Source organism: Aurantiacibacter arachoides, from assembly GCF_009827335.1.
GTDB classification, from domain to species: Bacteria; Pseudomonadota; Alphaproteobacteria; order Sphingomonadales; family Sphingomonadaceae; genus Alteraurantiacibacter; species Alteraurantiacibacter arachoides.
In genome coordinates, this window is the sequence record NZ_WTYH01000001.1 from 1378532 (window position 1) to 1403853 (window position 25322).

Sequence of the window (25322 nt, forward strand, 5' to 3'; positions counted from 1 at the left end):
GACTGCTGATATCGAAACGGCGGGCCGAGAAATCGGGCCGCCGTTTTCATATGTTCGGCAGATCGAGAAGCTTGAGGATCGCGCTCAGGTCACCGCGATCGATCCAGCCGTTGGCGGCGGCACGGGCTTGCGGTTTTGCGTGATAGGCCAAACCGTAAGTAGCGGCCTCCAACATCGGCACATCGTTTGCCCCGTCACCAGCAGCCATTGCAATTGCGGTTGCGCCTTTCTTGGCAAGCTCCTCTTCCAGAACCTGTTTCTTCGCCAGGCTATCGGTGATCGCCCCCACCAGGCGACCGGTCAAACGCCCGCCCACAACTTCGAGCCGGTTTGCCACCACCCGATCAAACCCGAGTTGTTCTGCGATCGGATCGGCGAAGTGGTGGAAGCCGCCTGTGACCAGCACCGTTCGGCATCCGTTGCGCGCCAGTGTATCGATCAGGGCGCGGGCGCCTTCGGTTGGCTGGATGCGTTCTCGCAAACACCGATCTATCGTATCGTCGGCAAGCCCGGCAAGAAGAGCGACCCGCTCACGCAAGGCGCTGGCGAAATCCAGCTCGCCACGCATCGCGCGCTCGGTGATGGCAGAAACCGCATCCCGCAAGCCCGCATAATCGGCCAGTTCGTCGATACATTCCTGCCGAATAATCGTCGAATCCATGTCCGAGACGAACACGTCGGGCACGCGGATCTCGTCGCGGGCGATCAGGCCGTCGCTGTCGGGAAAATGGGCGTCCAGCGCCGCGCGCATGGCCGCCATGTCGTCGCCCGGGCTCTCGATCTGGAGCACATCGCCGCAAAAATCGAGCATCGCTGCGTGGGCCATCGGCACCGGTCCACCGGCCACCGCATCGGCAAAGGCATCCAGCCGCCTTTCCAGCCCTATACCGTCTTGGGCGGGGTCTGCTATCACGCGGGCGATGAGCAAGGCGGGCACTCCTCAGGACAACGAGTTGGCGCTCATCGCAGGGCCGACCGCGAGCGGCAAGAGCGATCTGGCGGTGCGGCTGGCGCTGGCGCTGCACAATCGGTTTCAGCGCCCCGCCATCGTCATCAATGCCGACAGCGCGCAGGTCTATGCGAATCTGCACGTGCTGAGCGCGCGCCCGTCCGAGGACGAGATGAAAGGCGTGCCGCATCGCCTGTTCGGCACCTGGGACGGGGCACAAGCCTGCTCGGCGGCGGACTGGGCCGCTGCGGCCCGGCGGGAGATTGCGGATGCGCACCAGTCCGGCGCGGTGCCCATCCTGGTTGGTGGGACGGGGCTCTACATTCGCACGCTTCTGGATGGCATCGCGCCGGTCCCCGCTATCGATCCCGGCGTGCGCGCAGAGGTGCGCGCCATGGAACTGGGCGAAGCCTTCGCAGCCCTCCGGGCGGCTGATCCGGACCGCGCCGCGAAACTCGCCCCCGCCGACAGCCAACGCATCACGCGGGCATTGGAGGTGGTGCGCTCGACCGGCCAGACTCTCGACCACTGGCAGCGCCACAAGGTGGGCGGGATCGGCGACGCCGTCTCCCTCGCCCCGCTGGTGCTGCTTCCAGACCGGGCGACGCTGTTCGCCCAGTGCGACGCGCGATTCGCGGCGATGGTCGATGGCGGCGCTGTGGCGGAGGTGGAGGCATTGCTCGCTCGCCAGCTCGACCCGACACTGCCGGTAATGCGGGCGATCGGGGTGCCGGAGATTGCCGGCTACCTGCGCGGCGACTGGCCGCTGGAGCAGGCCGTGACGCGCGGTCAGCAGGCCACCCGCAACTATGCCAAGCGGCAGTTCACGTGGCTGCGGCACCAGTTACCAGCGGGTTGGTTGCGACACGAAGAGCAAGATGCCGCCCTCGAGCACGTTCTTGAAATATTGTTGCCGAGATAGCGGTTGACAGGTTATTTTATAATTCTTAGGTGACGCATCGAGACACCACAGTCAGGCCCGGCGAGAGCGATCTTGCCGGGCCCCTCGTTTCCGCCTCGCCCGAACGAGATCGACAAAAGGAGCATCCTCGTGACCACCGAGCGCAGCGGCGCCGCGATCCTCGTCGAAAGCCTGGTGCGACAGGGCGTCGAATTCGTGTTCGGCTATCCCGGCGGCGCAGTCCTGCCGATCTACGACGAGCTGTTCGGAGACGACCGCATTCGCCACATCCTCGTGCGGCACGAGGCCGGTGCGGCCCATGCCGCGGAAGGCTATGCCCGCTCCACCGGCAAGCCTGGCGTCGTTCTCGTCACCAGCGGACCGGGGGCAACCAACGCCATCACCGGGATTGCCGACGCGTTTCTCGATTCGATTCCCCTGGTCGTGATCACCGGTCAGGTGCCCACCAATATGATCGGCACAGACGCCTTCCAGGAAGCCGACACGATCGGGCTCACACGTCATTGCTCCAAGCACAATTACCTTGTGAAGGATCCGGAAGACCTCGCCGCAACTATCGAGGAAGCCTTTGAAATTGCCACGACAGGTCGTCCCGGACCGGTCGTGGTCGATGTGCCGAAGAACGTGCAGATCGCCACCGCCATGATGGCCGACGGGCCGGCACCGCGGCGCAGGCGCTACGCCCCGCGCACGCAGGCCACGCCGGACGAAATTGCCAAGGCCGTCGCGATGATAGCAACGGCAGAACGCCCGGTGTTCTACACCGGCGGGGGCGTGATCAACGCTGGTCCGCGCGCCAGCGAGCTGCTGCGCCAGTTCCAGGCCTTGACGGGGGCTCCGGCCACGAGCACGCTGATGGGCCTGGGTGCCTTTCCTGCCGATGATCCGGACTGGCTCGGGATGCTGGGAATGCACGGCACCTTCGAAGCCAACATGGCGATGAACCAGTGTGACGTGATGGTTTGCCTGGGTGCGCGGTTCGATGATCGGGTCACCGGCCGGCTGGACGCGTTCTCGCCTGCGTCGAAGAAGATCCACATCGACATCGACAGGTCCAGTATCAACAAGATCGTCCCGGTCGATCTGGGCATCGTGGGCGATTGTGCCGCCGTGCTTGAGCAATTGCTGGGCGAATGGGGAGCTCGCCAGGGCCGCGACCTCGGCGAATGGAAGGCGCGTATCGCTGGCTGGCGGGCGCGGGACAGCCTCGGCTATCCGCCCGGCAAATCGGAGATCATGCCCCAGCACGCGGTGGAGCGGCTTTATGCCCTCACCCGCGATCGCGATCCGATCATCACCACCGAGGTTGGCCAGCACCAGATGTGGGCGGCGCAGTATTTCGGCTTCACGGGCCCGAACAAGTGGCTGACGAGCGGGGGCCTTGGCACCATGGGCTATGGCCTGCCCGCCGCCATCGGTGCGCAGCTCGGCAACCCCGATGACCTCGTCATCGATATCGCCGGCGAAGCGAGCATCCAGATGAACATTCAGGAATTGGGCACCGCCAGCCAGTTCCGCCTGCCGGTGAAGGTGTTCATCCTCAACAACGAATACATGGGTATGGTCCGCCAGTGGCAGGAACTGACCTATGAAAGCCGCTATTCAAACAGTTACAGCGATTCCTTGCCAGATTTCGTGAAGCTGGCGGAGGCTTACGGCTGGAAGGGCATCCGCATCACCGAAGAGGCCGGGCTCGATGCCGGGATCCAGGCGATGCTGGCGCACGACGGACCGGTGATGGTGGATTGTCAGGTGTCGAAGGACGCCAACTGCTTTCCAATGATCCCCAGCGGCGCGGCGCATACCGACATGCTGCTGTATGGCGACCTGGTAGCAGGTACGATGGCCGACGAAGCCAAGGCACTGGTGTAGACCCATGAAAATCCAGCATCGCGAATCCGAGCGGCACGTCCTCGCCGTCACCGTTGACAACGAGGCAGGCATCCTCGCCAAGATCGCCGGCCTGTTCACCGCGCGCGGCTACAACATCGACAGCCTGACCGTGGCCGACATTTCGGAGGATCACGCGCTCAGCCGCATTACCGTGGTCACCAACGGCCCCCCGCCGGTGATCGACCAGATCATGGCGCAGCTGGAGCGGCTGGTGCCGGTTCACAAGGTCGTGGACCTTACCGAGGCCGGCCCGCACGTCGAGCGCGAGCTGGCCCTGATCAAGGTCGTCGGCACCGGCGAGCACCGGGTCGAGGCGCTGCGGCTGGCGGACGTGTTTCGCGCGCGGCCGGTGGACACCACGACAACCAGTTTCATCTTTGAACTCACCGGGCCGCCGGACAAGATCGACAGCTTCATTGCCTTGATGCGTGAAATCGGCTTGGTCGAGGTGGGCCGCACGGGAATCGTCGGCATGATGCGCGGTCCCGAAGGGGCCTGAAGGAGCTTGAACCGATGGATTTCGTGAACCCCGTTTTCGCCATGCTGTGGGCGGCCGCCCTCGCCGCCATTCTGGCCGTGGCCCATTCGGTTGTCGGAGAGCGCAGCCTGATCCGCCCGCTGCTGGCGGAAAACACCGGTGTGCTGGCCAATCCGGTCTACGCGAAGGTCACCCGCCTTGCATGGCACTGGACCAGCGCCCTCTGGCTAGTTGCGGCGGCAGTGCTCGCGCTGGCCGCCTATGGAGAGATTACCGCCTCGTGGCTGGTGCTGGCCATCGGCATCGGCCATCTCGCCTTTGGCCTGTTCGACCTCGGCTGGACGAAGGGGCGCCACGTTTCAGGCGCGCCGATCGCCATTGTCGGACTGCTCGCCTGCCTCGCCGTGATGGCGAGCGCCCCCACCGTCTAACTCACCGATCCAGACAGGGAACACGATGAAAGTATATTACGACGCCGATGCCGACCTGAACCTCGTCACCGACAAGACGGTGGTGGTGCTGGGTTACGGCAGCCAGGGGCACGCCCATGCGCAGAACCTGCGCGATTCTGGCGTGAAGGACGTAAGGATCGCCCTGAAGGACGGGTCCGCTACGGCAAGAAAGGCTGAGGCTGCCGGGTTCACCGTCGTGTCGAACGAGGAAGCGGCCGGTATTGCCGATATTCTCATGATCCTCGCCCCTGACGAGCACCAGGCGGCGATCTGGGAGGATGACCTGAAAGGTCGGATGAAGCCGGGTGCCGCGCTGGCATTTGCCCACGGTCTGAACGTGCATTTCGGCCTGATCGAACCGCGGCCCGACATCGACGTGATCATGATCGCCCCCAAGGGTCCGGGCCATACCGTGCGCAGCGAATATGTGCGGGGTGGCGGCGTGCCATGCCTGATCGCGGTTCACCAGGATGCCAGCGGCAACGCCCACGACGTCGCCCTCGCCTACGCCAGCGCGGTGGGCGGCGGGCGCAGCGGCGTGATCGAGACCAATTTCCGCGAGGAGTGCGAGACTGATCTGTTCGGCGAACAGGCCGTGCTGTGCGGCGGCATCACCCACCTGATCCAGGCAGGGTTCGAAACGCTGGTGGAGGCCGGCTATGCGCCCGAGATGGCCTATTTCGAGTGCCTGCACGAGACCAAGCTGATCGTCGACCTGCTGTACGAAGGCGGCATCGCCAACATGCGCTATTCGATCAGCAACACCGCGGAATACGGCGACATCACCACCGGCCCGCGGATCATCACCGAGGAAACCAAGGCGGAGATGCGGCGGGTTCTGGATGACATCCAGTCAGGCCGGTTCGTGAAGAACTTCGTCCTCGACAATCGCGCCGGGCAGCCCGAACTCAAGGCCGCGCGCAAGCGTGCGGAGGCGCATCCGATCGAGCAGACGGGCGCGCAGCTGCGCGCGATGATGCCGTGGATCGGGGCGAACAAGCTGGTCGACAAGGAACGGAACTAGCCACGGCAAACTCGCGGCGGTGGGAGAACCAATGATGAACCGCATTCCGGCGTCCAAGATAACCGTCCCGGCAGTCTGCGACTGAATCGGTGGCGGGGCATCGCATCTTCGCCATGCCCTTTGCCAAGGTCTACCCCGCCTACGTTGCCAAGGCGGAGCGCAAGGGCCGCACGCGCCAGGAGGTGGACGCGATAATCCGCTGGCAAACCGGATACGAGGAGGCCGGGTTGGCGGCGGCCCTGGCCGATGGTCGCGATTTCACGGCCTTTTACGCACAGGCGCCGGCGATGAACCCGGATCGCATGCTCGTCACCGGCAGGGTTTGCGGCGTGCAGGTGGAAGCGGTGAACGACCCGCTGATGCGAGAGATCCGCGTGCTCGACAAGCTTGTCGATGAACTCGCCAAGGGCCGAGCAATGGAGAAAATCCTGCGCCGGGCGTAAGGCGGTGGACATTGTCATGGCCGCGCGGCAGATTGCCGGTGCACCCTGCTCCGGAGACCCAAGATGCGCAAACTCGTTCTCGCCGCCGCCGCCTCGGTCACCATAGCCGCTGCCGCGGTCGCGGTCACCACCGCGCCGATCCATGCGCAGGCTGGTCCCGAAGCGCAGGAAATCACTGTCACCTCGGGCACCTACACCACAGATCCGAACCACACGCTGGTCGGCTGGAGCCTCGACCACCTCGGCTTCAACGACTACTTCGGCATCTACGGCAACGTTACCGGCACCCTGATGCTCGATGCCGAGAACATGGCCAACACCAGCGTCGACATCACCATCCCGCTCGATACGCCCACCGTTGCCAGCGCCGGCCTTGCCCAACACCTGCTGCGCGCCGGTGCCGATGGCGCGGCGCCGGATTTCTTTGGCCCAAGCCCGGAGCCGGCGCGTTTCGTCTCCACCGCAGTTCACCCGATGGGCGACAACCAGGCGCACATCATCGGCAACCTCACGTTCAACGGGCAGACCCATCCGGTGGAGATCACCGCCGGCCTTTCGGGCGCGGGCACCAACGGCATGAACCAGAAGGACACGCTCGGCTTCCACGGCACGGCCATCATCGTGCGCTCGCAATGGGGCCTTGGCTGGGGCACCCAGTTCGGCCTCGGCGACGAGGTGAAGCTCAACATTACCGCCGCGTTCGAGAAGTAGATGTTGTCACCGGGCGCGCCCGCGGCGGTGTGTCCGGTATTGACCATCTTTGCCGGTTGCCTGTAGCTTCCGCCTCATGAGCATGGCATCGCGCACCGATCTGCTACTTCGACTAACGCGCCCTTAGGCGCGCAACCCTCCCCCTGCGCCCTGTGCAGGCGTGCGCTTAAGGGCCCTTCACGCGAAACGCCGCCAGGCGGCCCCAAGTCGAAGAACCAGCACCATGTCCATGCTCCGTGACCCGAGCGCCAAGTATCGCCCCTTTCCGCAGGTGAACCTGCCAGATCGCCAGTGGCCGAGCCGCACGCTCACCGCCCCGCCGCGGTGGCTTTCCACCGACCTTCGCGATGGCAACCAGTCGATTATCGACCCGATGGACCGGGCGAAGAAAAACCGCTTCTTCGATCTGCTGGTGGACATCGGCGTGAAGGAAATCGAGGTCGGTTTCCCCGCCGCGGGCGAGACCGAGTTCGATTTCATCAGCTGGCTCGTCCAGTCGGGCCGGGTGCCTGACGACGTGGTGGTGCAGGTCCTCACCCAGTCGCGCGCGGACCTGATCAAGCGCAGCTTCGAAAGCCTCGAGGGCGCCCGCGAAGCCATCGTGCATCTCTATAACGCCGTCAGCCCGGCCTGGCGCGACATCGTCTTCCGCATGACCCGGGCCGAGGTGAAGCAGATCGCAATCGACGGCGCGCGCCTGTTGGTGGACGAGGCGGCGAAGCGGCCCGGCACGAAATGGCACTTCCAGTATTCGCCCGAGACCTTCTCAACCGCCGAGCTCGATTTCAGCCTCGAGGTGTGCGAGGCGGTGATGCAGGTCGTAGGGCCGAGCGCGGAATGGCCGATCATCCTCAACCTGCCCGCCACGGTCGAGGCATCGACGCCCAACGTCTATGCCGACCAGATCGAGTATTTCTGCCGCAACCTGCCGAACCGGGAAGCGGCGGTCATCAGCCTCCACACCCATAACGATCGCGGGACCGGCGTTGCCGCCGCGGAACTGGGCATGATGGCGGGCGCTGACCGGGTAGAAGGCTGCCTGTTCGGCAATGGCGAGCGCACCGGCAACTGCTGCCTGGTGACCCTGGCGCTCAACCTGTACACGCAGGGGATCGACCCCGGCCTCGACTTCTCGGACATCGACCGGGTCATCGAAACGGTCGAATACTGCAACGAATTGCCCGTTCACCAACGCCACCCCTATGGCGGCGAGCTGGTGTTCACCGCCTTTTCCGGCAGCCACCAGGATGCCATCAAGAAGGGGTTCGAAGCGAACGAGGTGCAGAACGATCCGCAGTGGCGGGTGCCCTATCTGCCGATCGACCCGGCCGATCTTGGCCGCAGTTACGAGGCGGTCATCCGCGTCAATTCGCAAAGCGGCAAGGGCGGCTTTGCATGGGTGCTGCAACAGGACCAGGGGTTGCGCCTGCCCAAGCGGATGCAGGCGCATTTCAGCCGCCATGTGCAGGCGATGGCCGACGATCTGGGACGCGAATTGAACGCCGCCGATATCTGGAACTGTTTCCGCCACGCCTACTACCTCGAGGATGAGGCACGGCGGTTCGCCCTCGTCGATTACGACGAAAGCCGAACCACGCAGGGCGACCGCGTATTTACCGGCACGATCCGCCACCAGGGCGAAGAACAGCGCGTTTCGGGGCGCGGCAACGGGCTTATATCCTCTGTCCTCGCGACGATCCGCGATACCTATGGCCTCGATTTCGAGGTCGTCGATTATTCGGAGCACGCGCTGGGCAGCGGCGTCGATGCGCGGGCGGCGGCCTACATCGAATGGGCCCTGCCCGACGGCACCGGCGGATGGGGCGTGGGCGTGGACGAGGACGTGGCCACTGCCGGCGTGCGCGCGCTGTTGTCCGCTGCGAACAGCGCGTCCCGTGGATTGGATCTCAGCCCGGCCGGGAGCGGGGAGACGGCAACTTGATGGGCGTTGTGCCTGTAGAGAGCCATCGCCGCATGCTTTTCCAAACCCGCGCAAACGTATAGGCGTCGGGAATGGACGCGATTGGCAATGTTTTGGGTATTTCCCGCTCGCTGTCCGGGAAATCATGGCGCTGGCGCGGCGGGAACATGGACTTTGGTGCGCAGGGTCCGGGACTGGACTCGGACATCGCGACCCAGCTCCTGCTGTCTCGCGGCGTTGCGCGGGGTGATCTGGACTTGCACCGCAACCCGGCCCTGCGCGGGTTCCTGCCCGATCCCAGCGCCTTTCAGGACATGGACCGCGCCGCCGAGCGGATTGCCGAGGCCGTCATCACGCGTGAGCCCGTCACCGTCTATGGCGATTACGACGTCGACGGGGCGACCAGCGCAGCGCTGATCATCCGCCTCCTGCGGATGCTCGGTCACGACGCCCGGCATTACATCCCCGATCGCCTGCTCGAAGGGTACGGCCCAAGCGGGTCGGCGCTGCTCACCATCGGTGAACAGGGGTCCAGCCTGATTGTCACCGTCGACTGCGGGGCCATGGCGCACGAGGCGCTGGGGATGGCGCACGATGCCGGGATCGACGTGATCGTTGTGGATCACCACAAGTGTTCTCCCGAGCTTCCCCGGACCTATGCGCTGGTCAACCCCAACCGGCTGGACGAAAGCGACCTTGCAGCCGGCCACGGCCATCTCGCGGCAGTCGGCGTCGCGTTCCTGGTGGCGGTGGCCGTGGTTCGCACGTTGCGCCAGCGCGGTTATTTCGATTCGACTCGTGCGGAGCCGGACCTGTTTGCTCTCCTTGATCTGGTGGCATTGGGCACGGTGGCGGACGTTGCGGCAATTCGCGGGCTGAACCGCGCCTTCGTCGCGCAAGGGCTCAAGGTCATGGCGCGCCGGGCCAACACCGGCATGGCGGCCCTGATCGACGCAAGCCGGTTGAAGGCCGCGCCCAAGGCCAGCGACTGCGGCTTTGCCCTGGGCCCGCGCATCAATGCCGGCGGACGGGTGGGCGAGGCGACGCTGGGCGTGCGCCTGCTGACCACCGACGATCCCGACGAAGCGCGCGCCATCGCCGAAACGCTCAGCCGTCTCAACGACGAGCGGCGCGCGATAGAGGCGATGGTGCAGGAAGAGGCCGAGGAACAGGTTGCCGCCCAGCACAACCGCAGCGTGATTGTCTGCGCCGGTCTGGGCTGGCATCCTGGCGTGATTGGCATCGTGGCCGGTCGCATCAAGGAAAAGACCGGCAAGCCTGCCGTGGTCATTGCCCTCGATGCCGAGACCGGCGAAGGCAAGGGTTCCGCCCGATCGATCTCCGGGGTGGACCTTGGCGCAGCAATCATCGGCGCAAGCGAAAGCGGCCTGCTGGTCAAGGGCGGCGGGCACGCCATGGCGGCAGGGATGACGATAAAGGCCGACAAGCTCGACGCGTTTACCCAATGGCTCGACGAGCGGCTGGCGGGACCGGTGGCGCGCGCGTCGGAATCGCAGGAAATGCTGCTCGATCTGTCCATCGCACCCGGCGGCCTGACGCCCGAGCTGGTCGAGGCCCTCGACAGTGCCGGACCCTACGGCGTCGGCTGGCCCGGACCGCGCGTTGCCGTGGGGCCGGTGCATCTGGTGAAGGCGGACGTGGTCGGCAACGATCACCTGCGCGTCATCGCTGCGGGCAAGGACGGCGGCAGCTTCAAGGCCATCGCGTTTCGCGCCGCGGAAAGCGACATGGGCCAGGCCCTGCTCCACGGCGCAAGCGGGCGCCGCCTGTGGCTGGCAGGCCGCGTCAAGATCGACGACTGGGGCAATCGCCCCGCCGCAGAACTGCACCTGGAGGATGCCGCCTGGGCGGATTGATGGCCTCACGCTCGCTTGCCCACTTGACCTGCATCGCGCACCCACCTAAGTGCGCCGCTCGCATCGCAGATGGCCCCTTCGTCTAGCGGTTAGGACGCGGCCCTTTCACGGCTGAAACACGGGTTCGATTCCCGTAGGGGTCACCACGCGATGCCAGAGCCACGCGGATGGCCCCTTCGTCTAGCGGTTAGGACGCGGCCCTCTCACGGCTGAAACACGGGTTCGATTCCCGTAGGGGTCACCACGGTGAGCGGGTCTGATCGCTGCCCGGATCTACCTCGGTTCGCCGGCAGGATCGCCTCCCGGCAAAAATTCCGCTCCACCATTCCAATTGTCACAAATGTGTGGCTAAGCCTTCGCCCGATGGACGCACGCTTCGTTCCCGTCGCCGGCATCGTGCTGGCCCTGCTGTGCTGCGGCGTGCTGCTGGCCAACGGCGTCGACCTGTGGGTTGTCGCAGGTGTGCTTACGGTCTGGATCGGCTCGTTCTGGCTCGCCGTCCCGCCCCCCGCCGCCCCGCCGCCCGCCGCCAGCGACGGGCTGACGATCTCGCAATCGGGCGTGCGCGACCTGATCGAGAAATCCGGCCTGCCCATGCTGCTGCTGGATGGTGAACGCATCATCGTCGCCAATGCGGAGGCGCGGCGGGAGATCGGCCAGCACGTGACGGGGCAGGATGCGCGCGTCGCCCTGCGCCACCCCGCGGCGATCGACCTGTTGGGGCGCGAACGCGGCGGCGCAGTTACCGTGCAGGGCCTCACCGGGCCGCGCAGCAACTGGCAGATGAGCGTGCAACCGATCAACACTCGGTATCGCCTTGTCGAGCTCATCAACCGTACTTCCGAAGCCGACGTCAGCCGCGCGCACACCGATTTCGTCGCCAATGCCAGCCATGAACTGCGCACGCCGCTGTCCAGCATCATCGGCTATCTCGAAACGCTGGAGGATGAGGGCGAGGACATCGACCCCGCGCTCGCCCGTCGGTTTCGCTCTACCGTGTTGCGCGAGGCGCGGCGTCTGCAGAGCCTGATCGCCGATCTCCTTTCCCTCAGCCGCGTGGAGGCCGAGAAGCACGACCAGCCGCGCGAGGCGATCGACTTGGCCCAGGTGGTGCGCAGTTCCGCGCGCGATGCGGCGGGGATCGACAACATGCCGCGAATCGAATTCGCCGTTGTTTCGGGACCGGTCCCGGTCCGCGGCGATTCCAACCAGCTCGAACAACTCGTGCGCAATCTCGTCGACAATGCGCTGAAGTACGGCACGCCGGAATCGCCTGTCACCGTTTCGCTCGATCGCGGCGACCGGGACATGGCGGTGCTGCAAGTCGTCGATCGCGGCGACGGGATCGATCCGGACCACCTGCCGCATCTCACGCGCCGCTTTTACCGCACCGATCCGGGGCGCAGCCGGGCTGCCGGCGGGACGGGCCTGGGCCTCGCCATCGTCAAGCATATCGTGGAACGGCATCGCGGCCGCCTCGATATCGAAAGCCAGCGCGGCGAAGGCACGACGGTTACAGTGCGCCTCCCCCTCGCCGCTGACGCCTGATCGTCCATGGTTTGCAGCAAGCCTGTGTCCACAGGCGATTGGCGAACTGTCACATAAGTGTAATGTCACGAAACTAGGGGCCGCTGTCACAACTTGGACACCTGATCGAACAGGGAACGCCGATGCGCTCGATTGCCTGCCTCCCCCTGCCAGCCCTCGCCCTGATCGCGACGCCCGCAGCGGCGCAGCACGGCGACCGTGCCGCCAGCGAAGCGGAGATCGAATCGCTGCAAGCGCAGGTCGCGGTGCTGAGCGAGCAATTGGCCATTCTTACCGCGCGTATAGAATCGATGGCCCAGCAAGGTTCGCCCCAGACGGCAACCACGGCAGCGCCGCCCCCCGCCGCCGCCAGCGATCCTTCCGCGCCAACGGTTGCGATCGGCATGGACGCCGCGCCGGAGATCGAGAGCGCGGACGGATTCAGCTTCAAGCCCTTTGGCCGTCTGCAACTCGACGCCGGGATGACTGCGCTGCCCGATGGCCTTGCCAGGGGCGATGGGTTCGGCGCGGAGATTCGCCGCGCGCGGGTGGGTGTGGAAGGCACGATCCCCGGCGGCTTCGGCTACAAGATCGAGATCGATGTCGCGACGGGCGAGGCCGAACTGACCGACGCCCTGCTGACCTACGAGGCGGGCGATGTCGAGCTGACCGCCGGCCAGCACAACACCTTTCAGGGCCTGGAGGAACTGACCAGCAGCCGGTTCACGTCGTTCATCGAACGCGCCGCCTTCACCGATGCCTTCGGGTTCGAGCGGCGCCTTGGCGTCTCGGCCCAATACGGCAGCGGCCCGGTTCTGGTCCAGGCGGGCGTCTTTGCCGATACTATCGCCGATTTGCCCGAATCGGACGCGTGGAGCGTCGATGGCCGCGTGGTCTACTTCCCGGTCGTGGCGGGCACGCAGTTCCATGTCGGCGGCTCGGTACATTACACCGAGGTCGATGACGGGGGCACGGTCCGGTATCGCCAGCGCCCGCTGGTGCACTTCACCGCAGAGCGGCTCATCAATACCGGCACCCTGGCGGGCGACAGCGAATTTGGCCTCGGCCTGGAACTGGCCGCCATCCGCGGGCCGTTCCACTTCGCTGCCGAAGGCTTCCGGCAACAGGTCTCCGGCCTTGGCCTGGCTGACGAGACCGCCTCCTTCCACGGTGGCTACATCGAAGGCGGCCTGTTCCTCACGCGGGACGACACCCGCGGGTATCGCGGCGGGCGCTGGAACCGCACGCGTCCGGCGCGGCCCGTGGGCGAAGGCGGCATTGGCGCAGTCCAGGCGAACCTGCGCTACGATTACCTCGAGCTCAACGACAGGCGTGTCCGCATCGTCGGAGGGTCGCAGAACGCCTACCAGGGCTCGCTGGTCTGGACTACGACCGACTACACCCGCTTCCAGGTCAACTACGCCCACATCGCGTATGACGAGGCCGTCTTCGCGCTGCCCGACGGCACGCGCGATTACAGCGCCGACGTGATCGGCATGCGAGCGGAGATCGATTTCTGACACGAAACATCACCACCCCCTTGCCAGATAAGACCGCGATGTGACGCGAATCTGTCGCATCGCGGTAATAGGGGGCCACTAGCTCAACACCTGTAGAGGGGCTTTTTTCGCCATGAAGACCATTGCCATCATCGCCGCCGCGCTGGCCGCCACCGCGCTTACCGCCTGCAATTCGGGCTCTCCCGGATCCACCGGCGGCGACAGCCGCGACGCCATTCGCGCCGTGGGCTCGTCCACCGTCTATCCCTTCGCCCGCCGCGTCAGCGAGGTATTCACCAGCGAATATCCGGACTTCGCCTCGCCGGTGATCGAATCGACTGGCACCGGGGGCGGCATCAGCCTGTTCTGTTCCGGCATCGGCCCCTCCACGCCCGACATCGCCCATGCCTCGCGCCGGATGAAGGACAGCGAGTTTGCCGATTGCCAGGCCAATGGGGTGACGGACATTGCGGAAATCCAGGTCGGCATGGATGGTATCGCCATCGCCTCGGCAAAGGGCGGCATCACGATGGATCTGACGCCAGAGCAGCTTTACCGCGCGCTGGCCGCCAATCCCTATGGGGAGGCGCAGACCACCAACACCTGGAACGACGTCGACCCCTCGCTGCCCAACCTGCCGATCCTGGTGTACGGCCCGCCGACCACCTCGGGCACGCGAGACGCCTTTGAAGAACTGATCATGCTGGCCGGGTGCGAGAGCAACGCCGCGTTCGCCGCCACCGAAGAAGCGGACGAAGACGCCTACGAAACCACCTGCACCGAATTGCGCAGCGACGGCAAATATGTCGACCAGGGCGAACAGGACAACCTGATCGTGCAGAAGATCGAAGGCAACGAGAACGCCATTGGCGTGTTCGGATATTCCTATCTGGAAGAGAACGCCGACCGTTTGCAGGGCCTGCACATCAACGGTGTCGAACCGACCTACGACAACATCGCCAGCTTCGCTTATCCCGGGGCCCGTCCGCTCTACATCTACGTGAAGAAGGAGCATATCGGCATCATTCCTGGCTTGCAGGAGTTCCTGTCCACCTGGGTTGCAAGCTGGGGAGAAGACGGCGTGCTGGCCCAGATTGGGCTTGTGACCAACCGCGGTGACGTTATGGCGGCGCAGACCAGCGCCGTGACCGATCTTCCGAGCCTGACGGCGCAAGATCTTCAGTAGGGATCTGACGTAGCACCATGTCACCAGTCATACCGCTTCTCCTGGCCCTGGGCCTCGGGCTTGCCGGTTGGCTGGTGGCCCGGGCGCGCGCCTGGACCTTCAAACGCGCCGCCCCCCACGGCCGCATCGCCGCGCTGCCCCAATACCATGCCTGGTATGCCGCGCTGTGGATCGCGGTGCCGTTGCTGTTGTTCTTCTTGCTGTGGGATTACGTCAGCGGGCAGCTGATCATGGCCCATGTGCTCGCCAGCCCAGAAGCTGCGGCCCTGCCGCAATCCGGGCTGCGCCGCGATACCATCCTGAACGAAGCCTTCAGCATTGCCTCCGGTACGTCCAACCGCGTGCTGAACGAGGAATCCGTCGCGCTCGCAGAGCCGTTCCGGCAGGCGGTTTCCCGCTATCAGCTGATCGGCATCGCGATAGGCCTCGTCATCGCCGGCGCGGCGGCGGCCTGGGCTTTCCTGCGCCTCAAACCCGATTTTGCCGCGCGCACGAAGGTGGAGCGGCTGGTGCTCGCCGCGCTTTTGCTCGCCTCGCTGGTCGCCATTCTCACCACGCTCGGCATCTTCGTGACGCTGGTGTTCGAGACGGTGCGCTTCTTCGGCATGATCTCGCCGATCGATTTCCTGTTCGGCACCCATTGGAACCCCGATCCGATGGGCAATGCCGCCAATCCGGATCCCAGTCGCTACGGAGCGATCCCGCTGTTCTGGGGGACGCTGTTCATCGGCGCGATCATCGCCATGATCGTGGCCATTCCGCTCGGCATGATGAGCGCGATCTATCTCACCCAGTACGCGCGGCCCGCAACGCGCAAATGGATCAAGCCCGCGCTCGAGGTGCTCGCCGGCGTGCCGACCGTGGTCTACGGCTATTTCGCCGCGCTGACCGTGGCCCCCGCCATCCGTGACATGGCGCTGGCGATAGGAGTCTCGAACCCGTCCAGCGAAAGCGCGCTTGCCGCCGGCCTGGTGATGGGCGTGATGATCATTCCCTTCGTCTCCTCGATGGCCGACGATTCGATTGCCGCCGTGCCGCAGGCCATGCGTGACGGGTCTCTCGCCATGGGCGCCACTGCTAACGAGACGATCCGCCGCGTTCTGGTCCCCGCCGCGCTGCCCGGCATCGTGGGCGGAGTGATGCTGGCTGTCAGCCGCGCCATAGGCGAAACCATGATCGTGGTCATGGCCGCCTCCACCGCCGCCACGCTCAGCGCCAATCCGCTCGATTCCATGACGACCGTCACCGTGCAGATCGTCGCCCTGCTCACCGGCGAGGGCAGTTTCGACCACCCCGCCACGCTCGCCGCCTTTGCCCTGGGTTTCGTGCTGTTCCTGGTGACGCTGGCGCTCAATTTCATCGCCCTGCGCGTGGTGAAGAGGTTCCGAGAAGCCTATGAGTGACCTCGTCCATCCCACGCGCACCCCCGCCTTCGAAGCGCGGATGAAAAAACGCTATGCGGCAGAGCGCCGGTTCAAGGCGATGGGCCTTTCCGCCGTCGTCTTCTCCATCGCCGTGCTGCTGTTCCTGCTCGTCACCATGACGCTGAACGGCGTCGGCGGTTTTCAGCGCGCGGTGATGAGCGTGCCGATCGATTTCCCCGCCATGGGGCTGTCCGCACCTGCCGAGACCGAGGATCAGGGCGCGGCCATCCGGGCCCTGCAGGGTCAGGGATTGCAGGAAGTAGTCCAGTTCAGCGCCGACGAGGCTCTGGGCGAGGCCGGCGCGGCGCAGATCAATCCGGAAGCCTGGCGGCAGGTCGGTGAGGCGATTGTCAACGATCCGACGATCCTCCAGCGCCAGGCCACTTTCGCGCTCCCCGCGAGCGAGAAATTGGCCAGCGCGCTGCGCGGTGATGGCCAGACCGAACTGCAGCCGCTCGCCCAGGATCTGGCGGAGCGCGGTCTGTTGGAGCGGCGTTTCGATACCGGATTCCTGACCCGCGCGGACGCAACCGATCCGCAAATGGTCGGCATCTGGGGCGCGCTGAAGGGTTCGATCCTCACGATGATCGTTACCTTGTTGCTGGCCTTTCCCATCGGCGTGCTGGCAGCACTCTATCTCGAGGAATACGCGCCAAAGAACCGCTGGACCGACGTGATAGAGGTGTCGATCAACAATCTCGCCGCCGTGCCCTCGATCATCTTTGGCCTGCTCGGCCTCGCCGTGTTCCTCACGCTGTTCCCCTCCATGCGCTCGGCCCCGCTGATCGGGGGGATGACACTTGCACTGATGACCATGCCGGTCATTGTCATCTCGGGGCGCAACGCGATCAAGGCCGTGCCGCCGAGCATCCGCGACGGCGCGCTGGCCGTGGGCGCCAGCCCGGTGCAGGTGGTGTTCCACCATGTCCTGCCCCTCGCCCTCCCCGGCATCCTGACCGGCACCATCATCGGCATGGCCCGCGCGCTGGGCGAAACCGCGCCGCTGCTGCTGATCGGAATGCGCGCCTTCGTCGCCACTCCGCCCGATGGCTTCACTGACAACGCCACGGTGCTGCCGATGCAGATCTTCCTCTGGTCGGACGAAATCGACCGTGGCTTCGTCGAACGCACCAGCGCGGCGATTATCGTGCTACTGATCTTCCTGTTGCTGATGAATGGCGTCGCCATTTACCTGCGTAACCGCTTCGAAAAGAAATGGTGATGACCCAAGACACCCCCCCTCCCCTGGCCCAGGCCATCCAGGACCAGCCTGCCGATGTCGTCGATCCGGCCACCTCGGAGGTGAAGATGCGGGCGCGCGATGTGTCCATCTACTACGGGACGAAAAAGGCCATCGATGCGGTTTCGGTCGACGTGTTCACCGAATACGTGACCGCGTTCATCGGCCCCTCGGGCTGCGGCAAGTCGACATTCCTGCGCGCCCTCAACCGCATGAACGACACCATCCCTTCCGCCCGCGTGGAAGGGACCATCGAACTCGACGGAGAGGATATCTACGCCAGCGGCATGGACGTGGTGCAGCTGCGCGCGCGGGTCGGCATGGTGTTCCAGAAGCCCAATCCGTTCCCCAAGTCGATTTACGAGAACATTGCCTACGGCCCGCGCATCCACGGCCTTGCCGAGGGCAAGGACGAGCTTGACGCCATTGTCGAGAAATCGCTGCGCCGCGCGGGACTTTGGGAAGAGGTGAAGGATCGCCTGCAGGATTCGGGCACAGCCCTTTCGGGCGGGCAACAGCAACGTCTGTGCATCGCCCGCGCCATCGCCGTGGATCCCGAGGTCATCCTGATGGACGAGCCGTGCAGCGCGCTCGACCCGATCGCCACCGCCAAGATCGAGGAACTGATCGGTGATTTGCGCGGCCGGTATGCCATCGTCATCGTCACGCACTCGATGCAGCAGGCGGCCCGCGTATCGCAGCGCACGGCCTTCTTCCATCTTGGGCATCTGGTAGAGTATGGTCACACCGAGGACATCTTCACCAATCCGCGTGAGCAACGCACGCAGGACTACATCACAGGCAGGTACGGCTGAGCCATGGAACATACCGTCAAGGCATTCGATGAGGACATAACCCGGCTGCGCGGCCTGATCGCCGAAATGGGCGGCCTGGCGGAACTGGGCATCAGCGAGGCCCTGTCGGCACTGGTTTCGGGTGACGAGGAGCTTGCCCGCCGTGTGGTCGCCCGTGACAAGAAGCTCGACGCGCTGGAGGCTGAGGTCGATGCTCTGGCGGTGCGGGTGCTGGCCCTGCGGGCGCCGATGGCGGACGATCTGCGCGAAATCGTCGCCGCGCTGAAGATTTCCGGGGTCGTAGAACGCATTGGCGACTACGCCAAGAACATCGCCAAGCGTATCGGCAAGATCGACGGGCGGGCCAAGTTCGAACCGCTCACCCTGCTTCCCGCCATGGGCGAGATCGCGGCCGAAATGGTCCACGATGTTCTCACCGCGTTTGCCGCGCGCGATCCAGTCCTGGCGCTGGAAGTGATCGAACGGGACGAAAAGGTCGACGCCTTTTACGATTCGATCTTCCGCAACCTCGTCAGTCACATGGTGGAGAACCCCTCCACCATTTCGACCGCGGCGCAGTTGCTGTTCGTGGCCCGCAACATCGAACGAATTGGCGACCACGCCACCAACGTCGCCGAGATGGTGCATTACTCGGCAACCGGAACCTATCCGCGCGAAATCGAGCGCTGAGGCGGCCGGCGCTGCGCTCGCCTGCAATAAAACTGCCATGAAAGTGTCATAGGCGGGGTCACACGATCGCCACCCTGAGGCGCATTTCAGGGAGGAGTACCGCGATGTCCGCCCCCAAGCTGCTGCTGGTCGAAGACGACACCGCGCTGGCCGAACTGCTGCAGTATCGCTTCGAGAACGAGGGCTATGTCGTGCGGGCCACACCCGACGGCGACGAAGCCCTGGTCATGGCCGCCGAGGATCCGCCGGACCTGGTGATCCTCGACTGGATGATCGAGGGGGTAAGCGGGATCGAGGTTTGCCGGCGGTTGCGGCGGGACCGGGCCACGGCGCACGTGCCCATTCTCATGCTTACCGCACGCGAAGCAGAGGACGACCGTGTGCGCGGCCTGGAAACCGGCGCGGACGACTATGTCACCAAGCCGTTCTCTCCCCGCGAACTGCTGGCGCGGGTTTCCGCCGTCTTGCGCCGGGTCAGGCCGGCGCTTGCGGGGGAGACCATCGAGGCAGGCGATCTCAAGCTCGATCCTGTCGCCCATCGAATCGAGCGGCGCGGGCACGAAATGCGCTTGGGGCCCACCGAATACCGGCTGGCGAAGTTTTTCATCGAGCATCCGCGGCGGGTGTTTTCCCGCGCGCAATTGCTGGATGCGGTGTGGGGAACGCAAAGCGAGATCGAGGAGCGAACGGTGGACGTCCATATCCGTCGTCTGCGCAAGGCGCTCACCGTGCCGAACGCGCCCGATCCAATCCGCACCATCCGCTCGGCGGGATATGCTCTCGAACCATCGTGAAATCCGCCCGGTACGGAACGATACCGCAGGTGCAGCATTTGATGTTGCAGACGCATATTTGCGCGTTTTTGCTGGGTTAAATTTGTGGCATTAGCGCAACAACCGTTTTTCCAAGTGCCCATTGTCGAGACGGAAAACGTCTTTTTGGGGTTCACATGGTGATATGGTCGCGTTAGATGCAGTCTCGCGATTTTGAACACCTCCGACGAAATGAGGGATGCTATGAAGAAGTTTGTTACCAGTATCGCCGCCGCCAGCTTCGTGCTCGGCTCTGCTGTCTCGGCCCAGGCCCAGACGGTTCCCGCCATCGACCGTGATGCGGTCGAAGTGTCCGACGCCGAAGGCTTCGGCGGCGGTTCGGCCCTGATCGTTCTGCTGTTCGCGCTGATTGCCGCGGGCATCGTTGTCCTCATTGAGGACAAGGAAGACGAAGACGATCTGCCGACCAGCCCCTGATAGGCGGTTGCAGAATTGTTACGGAAACCCTCGCTTCGGCGGGGGTTTTTGTTTGTCTGCTTTGGATTACCGGCACGCGCCCATTACAAGCGCCCGACCCTGATCCAGATGCAGATGGTCCGCGTGCGCCGCGTTATAGTCTGGCGACAGGACCGTTCCGAAACTCTGGCAGGCGGCATCGCGCACCGACTGCAGGAATTCCGATTCGGGCGTGTCACCGGCCCAGTCTCGCAGGATGCTGACATGGCGGCCATCTTCCATGACGAAGCCGGCTATATCGATCGCGTTGCCCGTGGCATGTTCGCTCCACCCCCCGGTCGCCGCGCCGTACATCCGCCGGCAGCTGTAGGTCCCCAACTGATCGATTCGCGCCACCCGCGTGTCCAGGGTCTCTTCCGCCAGTCGCTGGACATCCTTGTCGATCCACATCTGCAACCCCGCCGCCACCGGACAGGTCAGCTGCGGGCTTGCGGGGGACAAGGGTGCCTCGGCCAGCGTCAGCCGATCCTCGCGTCGGCATTCCCCCTCGCCCACCGGGTCAAGCGGAGTAAAGGCGACCCCGCTTCTTTCAAGGACCGCCCGGCATTCCGGCACGTCGCTGCGCAGAGCCGCCAGCTTTGTCGCCGTCGCCCAGCCCCGTGGATCGTTCAGATTGAGCGGAGCACCGGGATCGTGTTCAGGGTGTTCGGCCAGCCAGGCGCGACCGGTCAGGGCCAGAGCGGCCACCACAATCAGCGCCAGCACCCGCCGGTCACCGCGAAAGGCGCCTATCTCGCGTGCGATCATGGAAGGTCCCCTGCGATCTCGATCAATACCAGCGCGGCGATCAGCAGGAACGCGGCGCCGATGGCCAAGTCTATCCAGCGGCGTGATCGCGCGCGTTCCATGAAACGCGCCAGTCGCTGTCCCGTGCCGATGTAAAGCGCCCCGATTGCCAAGTCGATCACCATCGCGACAAGCGCCAGCACCACCAGCTGCGATGCGGCAGCGCGTCCGGGGTCGACAAAAGGCGGCAGGATGGCAAGCATGTAGAGCAACGATTTGGGATTGCCGACGGCGACGGCGATCCCGTCACGAAAGGCGTGACGCGACGGTTCGCGCGCCGTGCGTGCGCCATCCTCGTCCGGCGCAAACGAATTGCGGATCGCCGCCAGGCCCAGCCAACCCAGGTAGGTCGCCCCCGCCAGGGCCAGCAGGTGAAAGACCAGTGGATAGGCAGCGGCCAGCGTGCCCAGTCCGAGTCCGGCAAGCACCCACCACAGGATGTAGCCGAACTGCATCCCCAGCAGCGCCGCCCATCCCGATCGCGGCCCGCGCCAGATGGCCTGCGCCATCACGAACAGCATGGATTGCCCCGGCACCAGGCTGGTGGCGCCGGTGACCAGCGCAAAGGCGACGAGTTTCTCGGGATCGATCACGACTGGTGAAGCGACTAGTGAAAGTCGCGCGACTTGGGAATGATCCGCACATCGCGCGGATGGCCGCCAGCCTCCGGGCCGTGGAAACCGCATTCCCGGTTGCCCGGGCCGGGGGGCTGCCACGGTTCCACCGGCCCGGCCGCTTGCGTGTTGTGAGGGTCGTCCGCGCCCGTGCGCAGGTCGTCGCGCGGGTTCGGCTTGCCACAGGCGAGCGGTGAATTGACATGATCGGCGCGCGCGATCACCGGGCGCAGCAGGTCATCCGACAGGCGATGCAGTTCGCGCGTGGCATCCGTCATGTGATGGGCAATGACGTGGATCACCTCGTCATCGTATTCCACCCGGCCCCGCACCTCCATCAACCGCGCGCCCATTACCACGGTGCGCTGCTTTTCCTTGAGATCGGGCCAGACGACCAGGTTGATGACGCCGGTCTCGTCCTCCAGCGTAATGAAGCATACGCCCTTGGCACTGCCCGGCCGCTGGCGGATCAGCACGACCCCCGCCACCTGCACCATCGAACGGAACTTGCGGGCACGCAGGTCCACGGCGCGCACGAAGCCGCGATCCGCCAGGCTGGCCCGCAGGAACGCCAGCGGATGCGCCTTCAGGCTGAGGCGCGTGGTCTGGTAATCGGCGACGACTTCCTCGGAAAGCGGCATCCGCGGCAGGATGGCGCGGCGCCGCTCTGCCCCCTCGTCGCGCTCGTCGGCATGGGCGAACAGCGGCAGGTCGGGCGCGGCAACCAGGCTGCGCGCATCCCACAGCGCCTGCCGCCGGGTGAGGTCCATCGACTGAAAGGCATCGGCGCTGGCAAGCCGTTCGACATGCGCCGGCCCGATTCGCGCCCGATCGCGCAGTTCGGCGACATCGGCATAAGCGCCGCCGTCCGCCCGCGCCGCGACGAGCTTGGCGGCGACGTGTTCGGGCAAGCCGTCGATCTGCCGCAGGCCCAGGCGCAGCGCGATGTGCCGGTCCTGACGGCCGGACACGTCGGCACCGGCTTCATTGGCCAGGCCCGTCACCTCCAGCGTGCAGTCCCACGCGCTGAGGTTCACATCGACCGGCAGCACCTGCACGCCGTGCTCGGCCGCATCGCGCACGATCTGCGCCGGGGCGTAGAAGCCCATGGGTTGCGAGTTGAGCAGCGCGCAGCCGAAGGCGGCGGGAAAGTGGCATTTCAGCCAGCTCGAAACGTAGACGAGGTGTGCAAAGCTGGCCGCGTGACTCTCGGGGAAGCCGTATTCGCCGAAGCCGCGGATCTGGTTGAAGCAGCGCTGGGCGAAGTCGCGGTCGTAGCCGCGGTCGACCATGCGTTCGACCATCATGTCCTGCAATTCGTCCACCATGCCGCGGCTGCGGAAGGTCGCCATCGCCTTGCGCAGGCGGTTGGCCTCCTTGCTGGAGAACCTGGCCGCATCGAGCGCGATCTTCATCGCCTGTTCCTGGAAGATCGGCACGCCAAGCGTCCGCTCTAGGATGCTGGAAAGCTCGTCGGGCGGGCCGTGTTCGGGCGATGGCGCTGGGATCTGCACCTGTTCCGCCCCGCGGCGGCGCTTCAGGTAGGGGTGCACCATGTCGCCCTGGATCGGACCGGGGCGCACGATGGCGACCTGGATGACGAGATCGTAGAACTCGCGCGGGCGCAGGCGGGGCAGCATGTTCATCTGCGCCCGGCTTTCAACCTGGAACACGCCGAGCGAATCGCCCTTGCGCAGCATGGCATAGGTTTCCGGGTCTTCCCGCGGCACGCTGGCGAGCGTCAGCGATCGATCGTGGTGGTCCTCCAGCAGGTTCAGACACTTGCGGATGCAGGTCAGCATCCCCAGCGCCAGCACGTCCACCTTGAGGATGCCGAGCGCCTCGATGTCATCCTTGTCCCACTCGATGAACGTGCGGTCGGGCATGGCCCCGTTGCCCACCGGCACGGTTGCGGTCAGCGCGCCTTCGGTCAGGATGAATCCCCCGACGTGCTGCGACAGGTGGCGGGGCATCCCGACCATCTGCTCGGTCAGTTTCAGCACGCGGCGCAGGTGCGGATCGGTCACGTCCATGCCGGTTTCGGCGGCGTGCTTCTCGCTCACCTCCTTGCCCCACCCGCCCCACACGGTGCGCGCCAGCGCGGCGGTGACATCCTCGGTCAGCCCCATCGCCTTGCCCACCTCGCGGATGGCCATGCGCGGGCGATAGTGGATGACCGTGGCGCACAGCCCGGCACGGTGGCGGCCATAGCGTCGGTAGATGTGCTGGATCACCTCCTCGCGCCGCTCGTGCTCGAAATCGACATCGATGTCGGGCGGTTCCTTGCGGTCTTCGGAGATGAAGCGATCGAACAGCAGCTGGTGGTGCGCCGGGTCGACGCTGGTGATGCCCAGGCAATAGCACACCGCCGAATTGGCCGCGCTGCCCCGCCCCTGGCACAGGATCGGCGGATCAACCTCGTATCGGGCGAAATCGACGATGCCCTTGATGGTGAGGAAATAGCGCGCCAGCCCCATCTTTGCGATCAGTGCCAGTTCCTTTTCCAGCGTGGCGAGGATGTGGTCGGGCACGCCATGGGGGTAGCGGTCAGTCGCGCCCCAGAACGTCTCCATCTCCAGATAGTCCTGCGGGCCCATGCCCTGCGGATAGATTTCCTCAGGATACTCGTATTGCAGTTCTTCGAGGCTGAAAGTGCAGGCATCGGCCACCGCGCGCGCGGCGGCAATGGCGTGGGGCCAGCGGGCGAACAGGCGCGCCATTTCGGCCGGGCTCTTGAGGTGCCGTTCGGAATTGCCGTGGAGCAGATGGCCCGCGGCGGCCACGGTGGTCTTGTGACGGATCGCGGTCATCACGTCCTGCAACGGACGGCGATCGGCGGCATGGTAATGCACATCGTTGGTGGCGAGCAGGCGCATCCCGTTCGCCCGCGCGAGGGCATCGAGCCGGTCGATCCGGGCGATATCATTGCCCTGATACAGATAGGCCGCCGCAAGGTGGCCCATGCCGGGCAACATGGCCCGCAGGTGGCGCAGCAGATCGGGGAATGGCGCGGTCAGCCGGTAGGGGCCGAAGGCGGGCGTAGTGCTGCCCGGAAAGGCCACCACGTTGCTGGGCACGGCAACGGTGAAATGCCGGTCCAGGTCGCGCGGCGGCATGATGACGAGGTGCACGTCTTCGGCATGGTCCACCAGCATGGCCAGGTTGATGTCGCAGGCGCCCTTTTCCTGCCATTCGCCATCCAGCGTGGCCATGCGGCCCGCGCTGATGAGGCTGCAGAGGCGGCCATAGGCGGCCCGGTCGCGCGGATAGGCGAGGAAAGCGAACCCTTCGACGGTCTCGATCCGCGTGCCGATGACGGGGCGCATTTTCAGCGTCCTCGCCTCGGTATGCACGCGCACGACACCGGCCATCGAATTAGCATCGGCGATCCCGATGGCATCGTAGCCAAGCGCGCGTGCCGTCAGCACCAGGTCGACCGCATCGGATGCCCCGCGCAGGAAGCTGAAGCAGCTGACGAGGCCGAGTTCCACGAACGGCGCGCGTGATGGTGCATCGATGGTGTCGGGATCGAGCTCGATCGTCCGGCGGGGCTGGAGAAGGTCGTTTTCGGGCATGGCTCGACGTCCCGCTCATCCTGAGCCT

Annotated in this window: 22 protein-coding genes and 2 tRNA genes; 20 read left to right on the forward strand and 4 right to left on the reverse strand. The window is 65.3% G+C overall.

Going from position 1 to position 25322, the window contains the following annotated elements; genetic code table 11:
* Nucleotides 1–46: 46 nt before the first annotated feature.
* Entirely contained in the window at nt 47–928 is an 882-nt protein-coding gene (gene serB / locus GRI62_RS06720) for a phosphoserine phosphatase SerB (RefSeq protein WP_234027383.1), read from the reverse strand.
* On the opposite strand from serB, the gene miaA reads away from it, so the two are divergent.
* From miaA to GRI62_RS06820, 20 genes are all read left to right on the forward strand, one after another.
* Nucleotides 921–1871, forward strand: a complete 951-nt coding sequence (miaA, locus tag GRI62_RS06725; protein WP_131452589.1) for a tRNA (adenosine(37)-N6)-dimethylallyltransferase MiaA — start codon at nt 921–923, stop codon at nt 1869–1871. The genes serB and miaA overlap by 8 nt on opposite strands.
* Nucleotides 1872–2000: 129 nt before the next feature.
* Nucleotides 2001–3743, forward strand: coding sequence for a biosynthetic-type acetolactate synthase large subunit (ilvB, locus tag GRI62_RS06730; RefSeq protein ID WP_131452590.1), 1743 nt, complete (start codon nt 2001–2003; stop codon nt 3741–3743).
* Nucleotides 3744–3747: 4 nt separating this feature from the next.
* Entirely contained in the window at nt 3748–4263 is a 516-nt protein-coding gene (gene ilvN / locus GRI62_RS06735; protein ID WP_131452591.1) for an acetolactate synthase small subunit, read from the forward strand.
* A 14-nt stretch (nt 4264–4277) separates the two neighbouring features.
* Nucleotides 4278–4673: a hypothetical protein gene (locus GRI62_RS06740; RefSeq protein WP_131452592.1), complete on the forward strand. Its 396-nt coding sequence runs from the start codon at nt 4278–4280 to the stop codon at nt 4671–4673.
* Nucleotides 4674–4698: 25 nt separating this feature from the next.
* Nucleotides 4699–5718 carry a ketol-acid reductoisomerase gene (gene ilvC, locus GRI62_RS06745; protein WP_131452593.1) on the forward strand — a complete coding sequence of 340 codons (1020 nt, stop codon included), beginning with the start codon at nt 4699–4701 and terminating at the stop codon, nt 5716–5718.
* An 89-nt stretch (nt 5719–5807) separates the two neighbouring features.
* Nucleotides 5808–6161, forward strand: coding sequence for a DUF2200 domain-containing protein (locus GRI62_RS06750; protein ID WP_131452594.1), 354 nt, complete (start codon nt 5808–5810; stop codon nt 6159–6161).
* Between the two features lie 63 nt (nt 6162–6224).
* A complete protein-coding gene (locus GRI62_RS06755; protein ID WP_131452595.1) occupies nt 6225–6872 on the forward strand; it encodes a YceI family protein in 648 nt (215 codons plus the stop codon).
* A gap of 223 nt (nt 6873–7095) precedes the next feature.
* Nucleotides 7096–8814, forward strand: coding sequence for a 2-isopropylmalate synthase (gene leuA, locus GRI62_RS06760; protein ID WP_131452596.1), 1719 nt, complete (start codon nt 7096–7098; stop codon nt 8812–8814).
* Between the two features lie 71 nt (nt 8815–8885).
* On the forward strand, nt 8886–10670 hold the full coding sequence (gene recJ, locus GRI62_RS06765; protein ID WP_131452597.1) for a single-stranded-DNA-specific exonuclease RecJ: 1785 nt from the start codon (nt 8886–8888) through the stop codon (nt 10668–10670).
* 71 nt (nt 10671–10741) lie between these two features.
* Nucleotides 10742–10816: transfer RNA gene (locus GRI62_RS06770), tRNA-Glu, on the forward strand.
* A gap of 23 nt (nt 10817–10839) precedes the next feature.
* A tRNA-Glu gene (locus GRI62_RS06775) sits at nt 10840–10914 on the forward strand.
* A gap of 119 nt (nt 10915–11033) precedes the next feature.
* Nucleotides 11034–12218, forward strand: coding sequence for a sensor histidine kinase (locus tag GRI62_RS06780; RefSeq protein WP_131452598.1), 1185 nt, complete (start codon nt 11034–11036; stop codon nt 12216–12218).
* Nucleotides 12219–12340: 122 nt separating this feature from the next.
* A complete protein-coding gene (locus tag GRI62_RS06785) occupies nt 12341–13717 on the forward strand; it encodes an OprO/OprP family phosphate-selective porin (RefSeq protein WP_131452599.1) in 1377 nt (458 codons plus the stop codon).
* Nucleotides 13718–13829: 112 nt separating this feature from the next.
* Nucleotides 13830–14882, forward strand: a complete 1053-nt coding sequence (locus tag GRI62_RS06790; RefSeq protein ID WP_131452600.1) for a substrate-binding domain-containing protein — start codon at nt 13830–13832, stop codon at nt 14880–14882.
* Between the two features lie 17 nt (nt 14883–14899).
* Nucleotides 14900–16285: a phosphate ABC transporter permease subunit PstC gene (gene pstC, locus GRI62_RS06795; protein WP_131452601.1), complete on the forward strand. Its 1386-nt coding sequence runs from the start codon at nt 14900–14902 to the stop codon at nt 16283–16285.
* On the forward strand, nt 16278–17528 hold the full coding sequence (gene pstA, locus GRI62_RS06800) for a phosphate ABC transporter permease PstA (RefSeq protein ID WP_131452602.1): 1251 nt from the start codon (nt 16278–16280) through the stop codon (nt 17526–17528). Before pstC ends, pstA begins: the two co-directional genes overlap by 8 nt.
* Before the next feature lie 86 nt (nt 17529–17614).
* Nucleotides 17615–18361: a phosphate ABC transporter ATP-binding protein PstB gene (gene pstB, locus GRI62_RS06805; RefSeq protein ID WP_234027545.1), complete on the forward strand. Its 747-nt coding sequence runs from the start codon at nt 17615–17617 to the stop codon at nt 18359–18361.
* Nucleotides 18362–18364: 3 nt separating this feature from the next.
* Complete coding sequence (gene phoU / locus GRI62_RS06810; RefSeq protein ID WP_131452604.1) at nt 18365–19030, forward strand: phosphate signaling complex protein PhoU; 666 nt, start codon at nt 18365–18367, stop codon at nt 19028–19030.
* Between the two features lie 104 nt (nt 19031–19134).
* Nucleotides 19135–19824, forward strand: a complete 690-nt coding sequence (gene phoB, locus GRI62_RS06815) for a phosphate regulon transcriptional regulator PhoB (RefSeq protein ID WP_131452605.1) — start codon at nt 19135–19137, stop codon at nt 19822–19824.
* A gap of 222 nt (nt 19825–20046) precedes the next feature.
* Nucleotides 20047–20280, forward strand: coding sequence for a hypothetical protein (locus tag GRI62_RS06820; protein ID WP_131452606.1), 234 nt, complete (start codon nt 20047–20049; stop codon nt 20278–20280).
* Nucleotides 20281–20346: 66 nt separating this feature from the next.
* Here the strand turns inward: GRI62_RS06820 and GRI62_RS06825 are convergent, their stop codons facing one another.
* From GRI62_RS06825 to GRI62_RS06835, 3 genes are read right to left on the reverse strand one after another with little or no spacing between them, the layout of a single operon-like run.
* Entirely contained in the window at nt 20347–21066 is a 720-nt protein-coding gene (locus tag GRI62_RS06825; protein WP_131452607.1) for an extensin-like domain-containing protein, read from the reverse strand.
* Nucleotides 21063–21698 carry a LysE family translocator gene (locus GRI62_RS06830; protein WP_160731834.1) on the reverse strand — a complete coding sequence of 212 codons (636 nt, stop codon included), beginning with the start codon at nt 21696–21698 and terminating at the stop codon, nt 21063–21065. Before GRI62_RS06830 ends, GRI62_RS06825 begins: the two co-directional genes overlap by 4 nt.
* Before the next feature lie 14 nt (nt 21699–21712).
* Nucleotides 21713–25294, reverse strand: coding sequence for an error-prone DNA polymerase (locus tag GRI62_RS06835; RefSeq protein WP_131452609.1), 3582 nt, complete (start codon nt 25292–25294; stop codon nt 21713–21715).
* Between the last annotated feature and the right edge of the window lie 28 nt (nt 25295–25322).

What these genes read in the sequence shown, in the direction of transcription:
- GRI62_RS06785 (WP_131452599.1), top strand. Translation starts at nt 12,341, where the DNA reads ATGCGCTCGATTGCCTGCCTCCCCCTGCCAGCCCTCGCCCTGATCGCG.
- phoU (WP_131452604.1), top strand. Translation starts at nt 18,365, where the DNA reads ATGGAACATACCGTCAAGGCATTCGATGAGGACATAACCCGGCTGCGC.
- miaA (WP_131452589.1), top strand. Translation starts at nt 921, where the DNA reads ATGAGCAAGGCGGGCACTCCTCAGGACAACGAGTTGGCGCTCATCGCA.
- pstC (WP_131452601.1), top strand. Translation starts at nt 14,900, where the DNA reads ATGTCACCAGTCATACCGCTTCTCCTGGCCCTGGGCCTCGGGCTTGCC.
- GRI62_RS06790 (WP_131452600.1), top strand. Translation starts at nt 13,830, where the DNA reads ATGAAGACCATTGCCATCATCGCCGCCGCGCTGGCCGCCACCGCGCTT.
- pstA (WP_131452602.1), top strand. Translation starts at nt 16,278, where the DNA reads ATGAGTGACCTCGTCCATCCCACGCGCACCCCCGCCTTCGAAGCGCGG.
- ilvN (WP_131452591.1), top strand. Translation starts at nt 3,748, where the DNA reads ATGAAAATCCAGCATCGCGAATCCGAGCGGCACGTCCTCGCCGTCACC.
- leuA (WP_131452596.1), top strand. Translation starts at nt 7,096, where the DNA reads ATGTCCATGCTCCGTGACCCGAGCGCCAAGTATCGCCCCTTTCCGCAG.
- pstB (WP_234027545.1), top strand. Translation starts at nt 17,615, where the DNA reads ATGCGGGCGCGCGATGTGTCCATCTACTACGGGACGAAAAAGGCCATC.
- GRI62_RS06820 (WP_131452606.1), top strand. Translation starts at nt 20,047, where the DNA reads ATGAAGAAGTTTGTTACCAGTATCGCCGCCGCCAGCTTCGTGCTCGGC.
- ilvC (WP_131452593.1), top strand. Translation starts at nt 4,699, where the DNA reads ATGAAAGTATATTACGACGCCGATGCCGACCTGAACCTCGTCACCGAC.
- phoB (WP_131452605.1), top strand. Translation starts at nt 19,135, where the DNA reads ATGTCCGCCCCCAAGCTGCTGCTGGTCGAAGACGACACCGCGCTGGCC.
- GRI62_RS06825 (WP_131452607.1), bottom strand. Translation starts at nt 21,066, where the DNA reads ATGATCGCACGCGAGATAGGCGCCTTTCGCGGTGACCGGCGGGTGCTG.
- GRI62_RS06740 (WP_131452592.1), top strand. Translation starts at nt 4,278, where the DNA reads ATGGATTTCGTGAACCCCGTTTTCGCCATGCTGTGGGCGGCCGCCCTC.
- GRI62_RS06780 (WP_131452598.1), top strand. Translation starts at nt 11,034, where the DNA reads ATGGACGCACGCTTCGTTCCCGTCGCCGGCATCGTGCTGGCCCTGCTG.
- GRI62_RS06755 (WP_131452595.1), top strand. Translation starts at nt 6,225, where the DNA reads ATGCGCAAACTCGTTCTCGCCGCCGCCGCCTCGGTCACCATAGCCGCT.
- GRI62_RS06835 (WP_131452609.1), bottom strand. Translation starts at nt 25,294, where the DNA reads ATGCCCGAAAACGACCTTCTCCAGCCCCGCCGGACGATCGAGCTCGAT.
- recJ (WP_131452597.1), top strand. Translation starts at nt 8,886, where the DNA reads ATGGACGCGATTGGCAATGTTTTGGGTATTTCCCGCTCGCTGTCCGGG.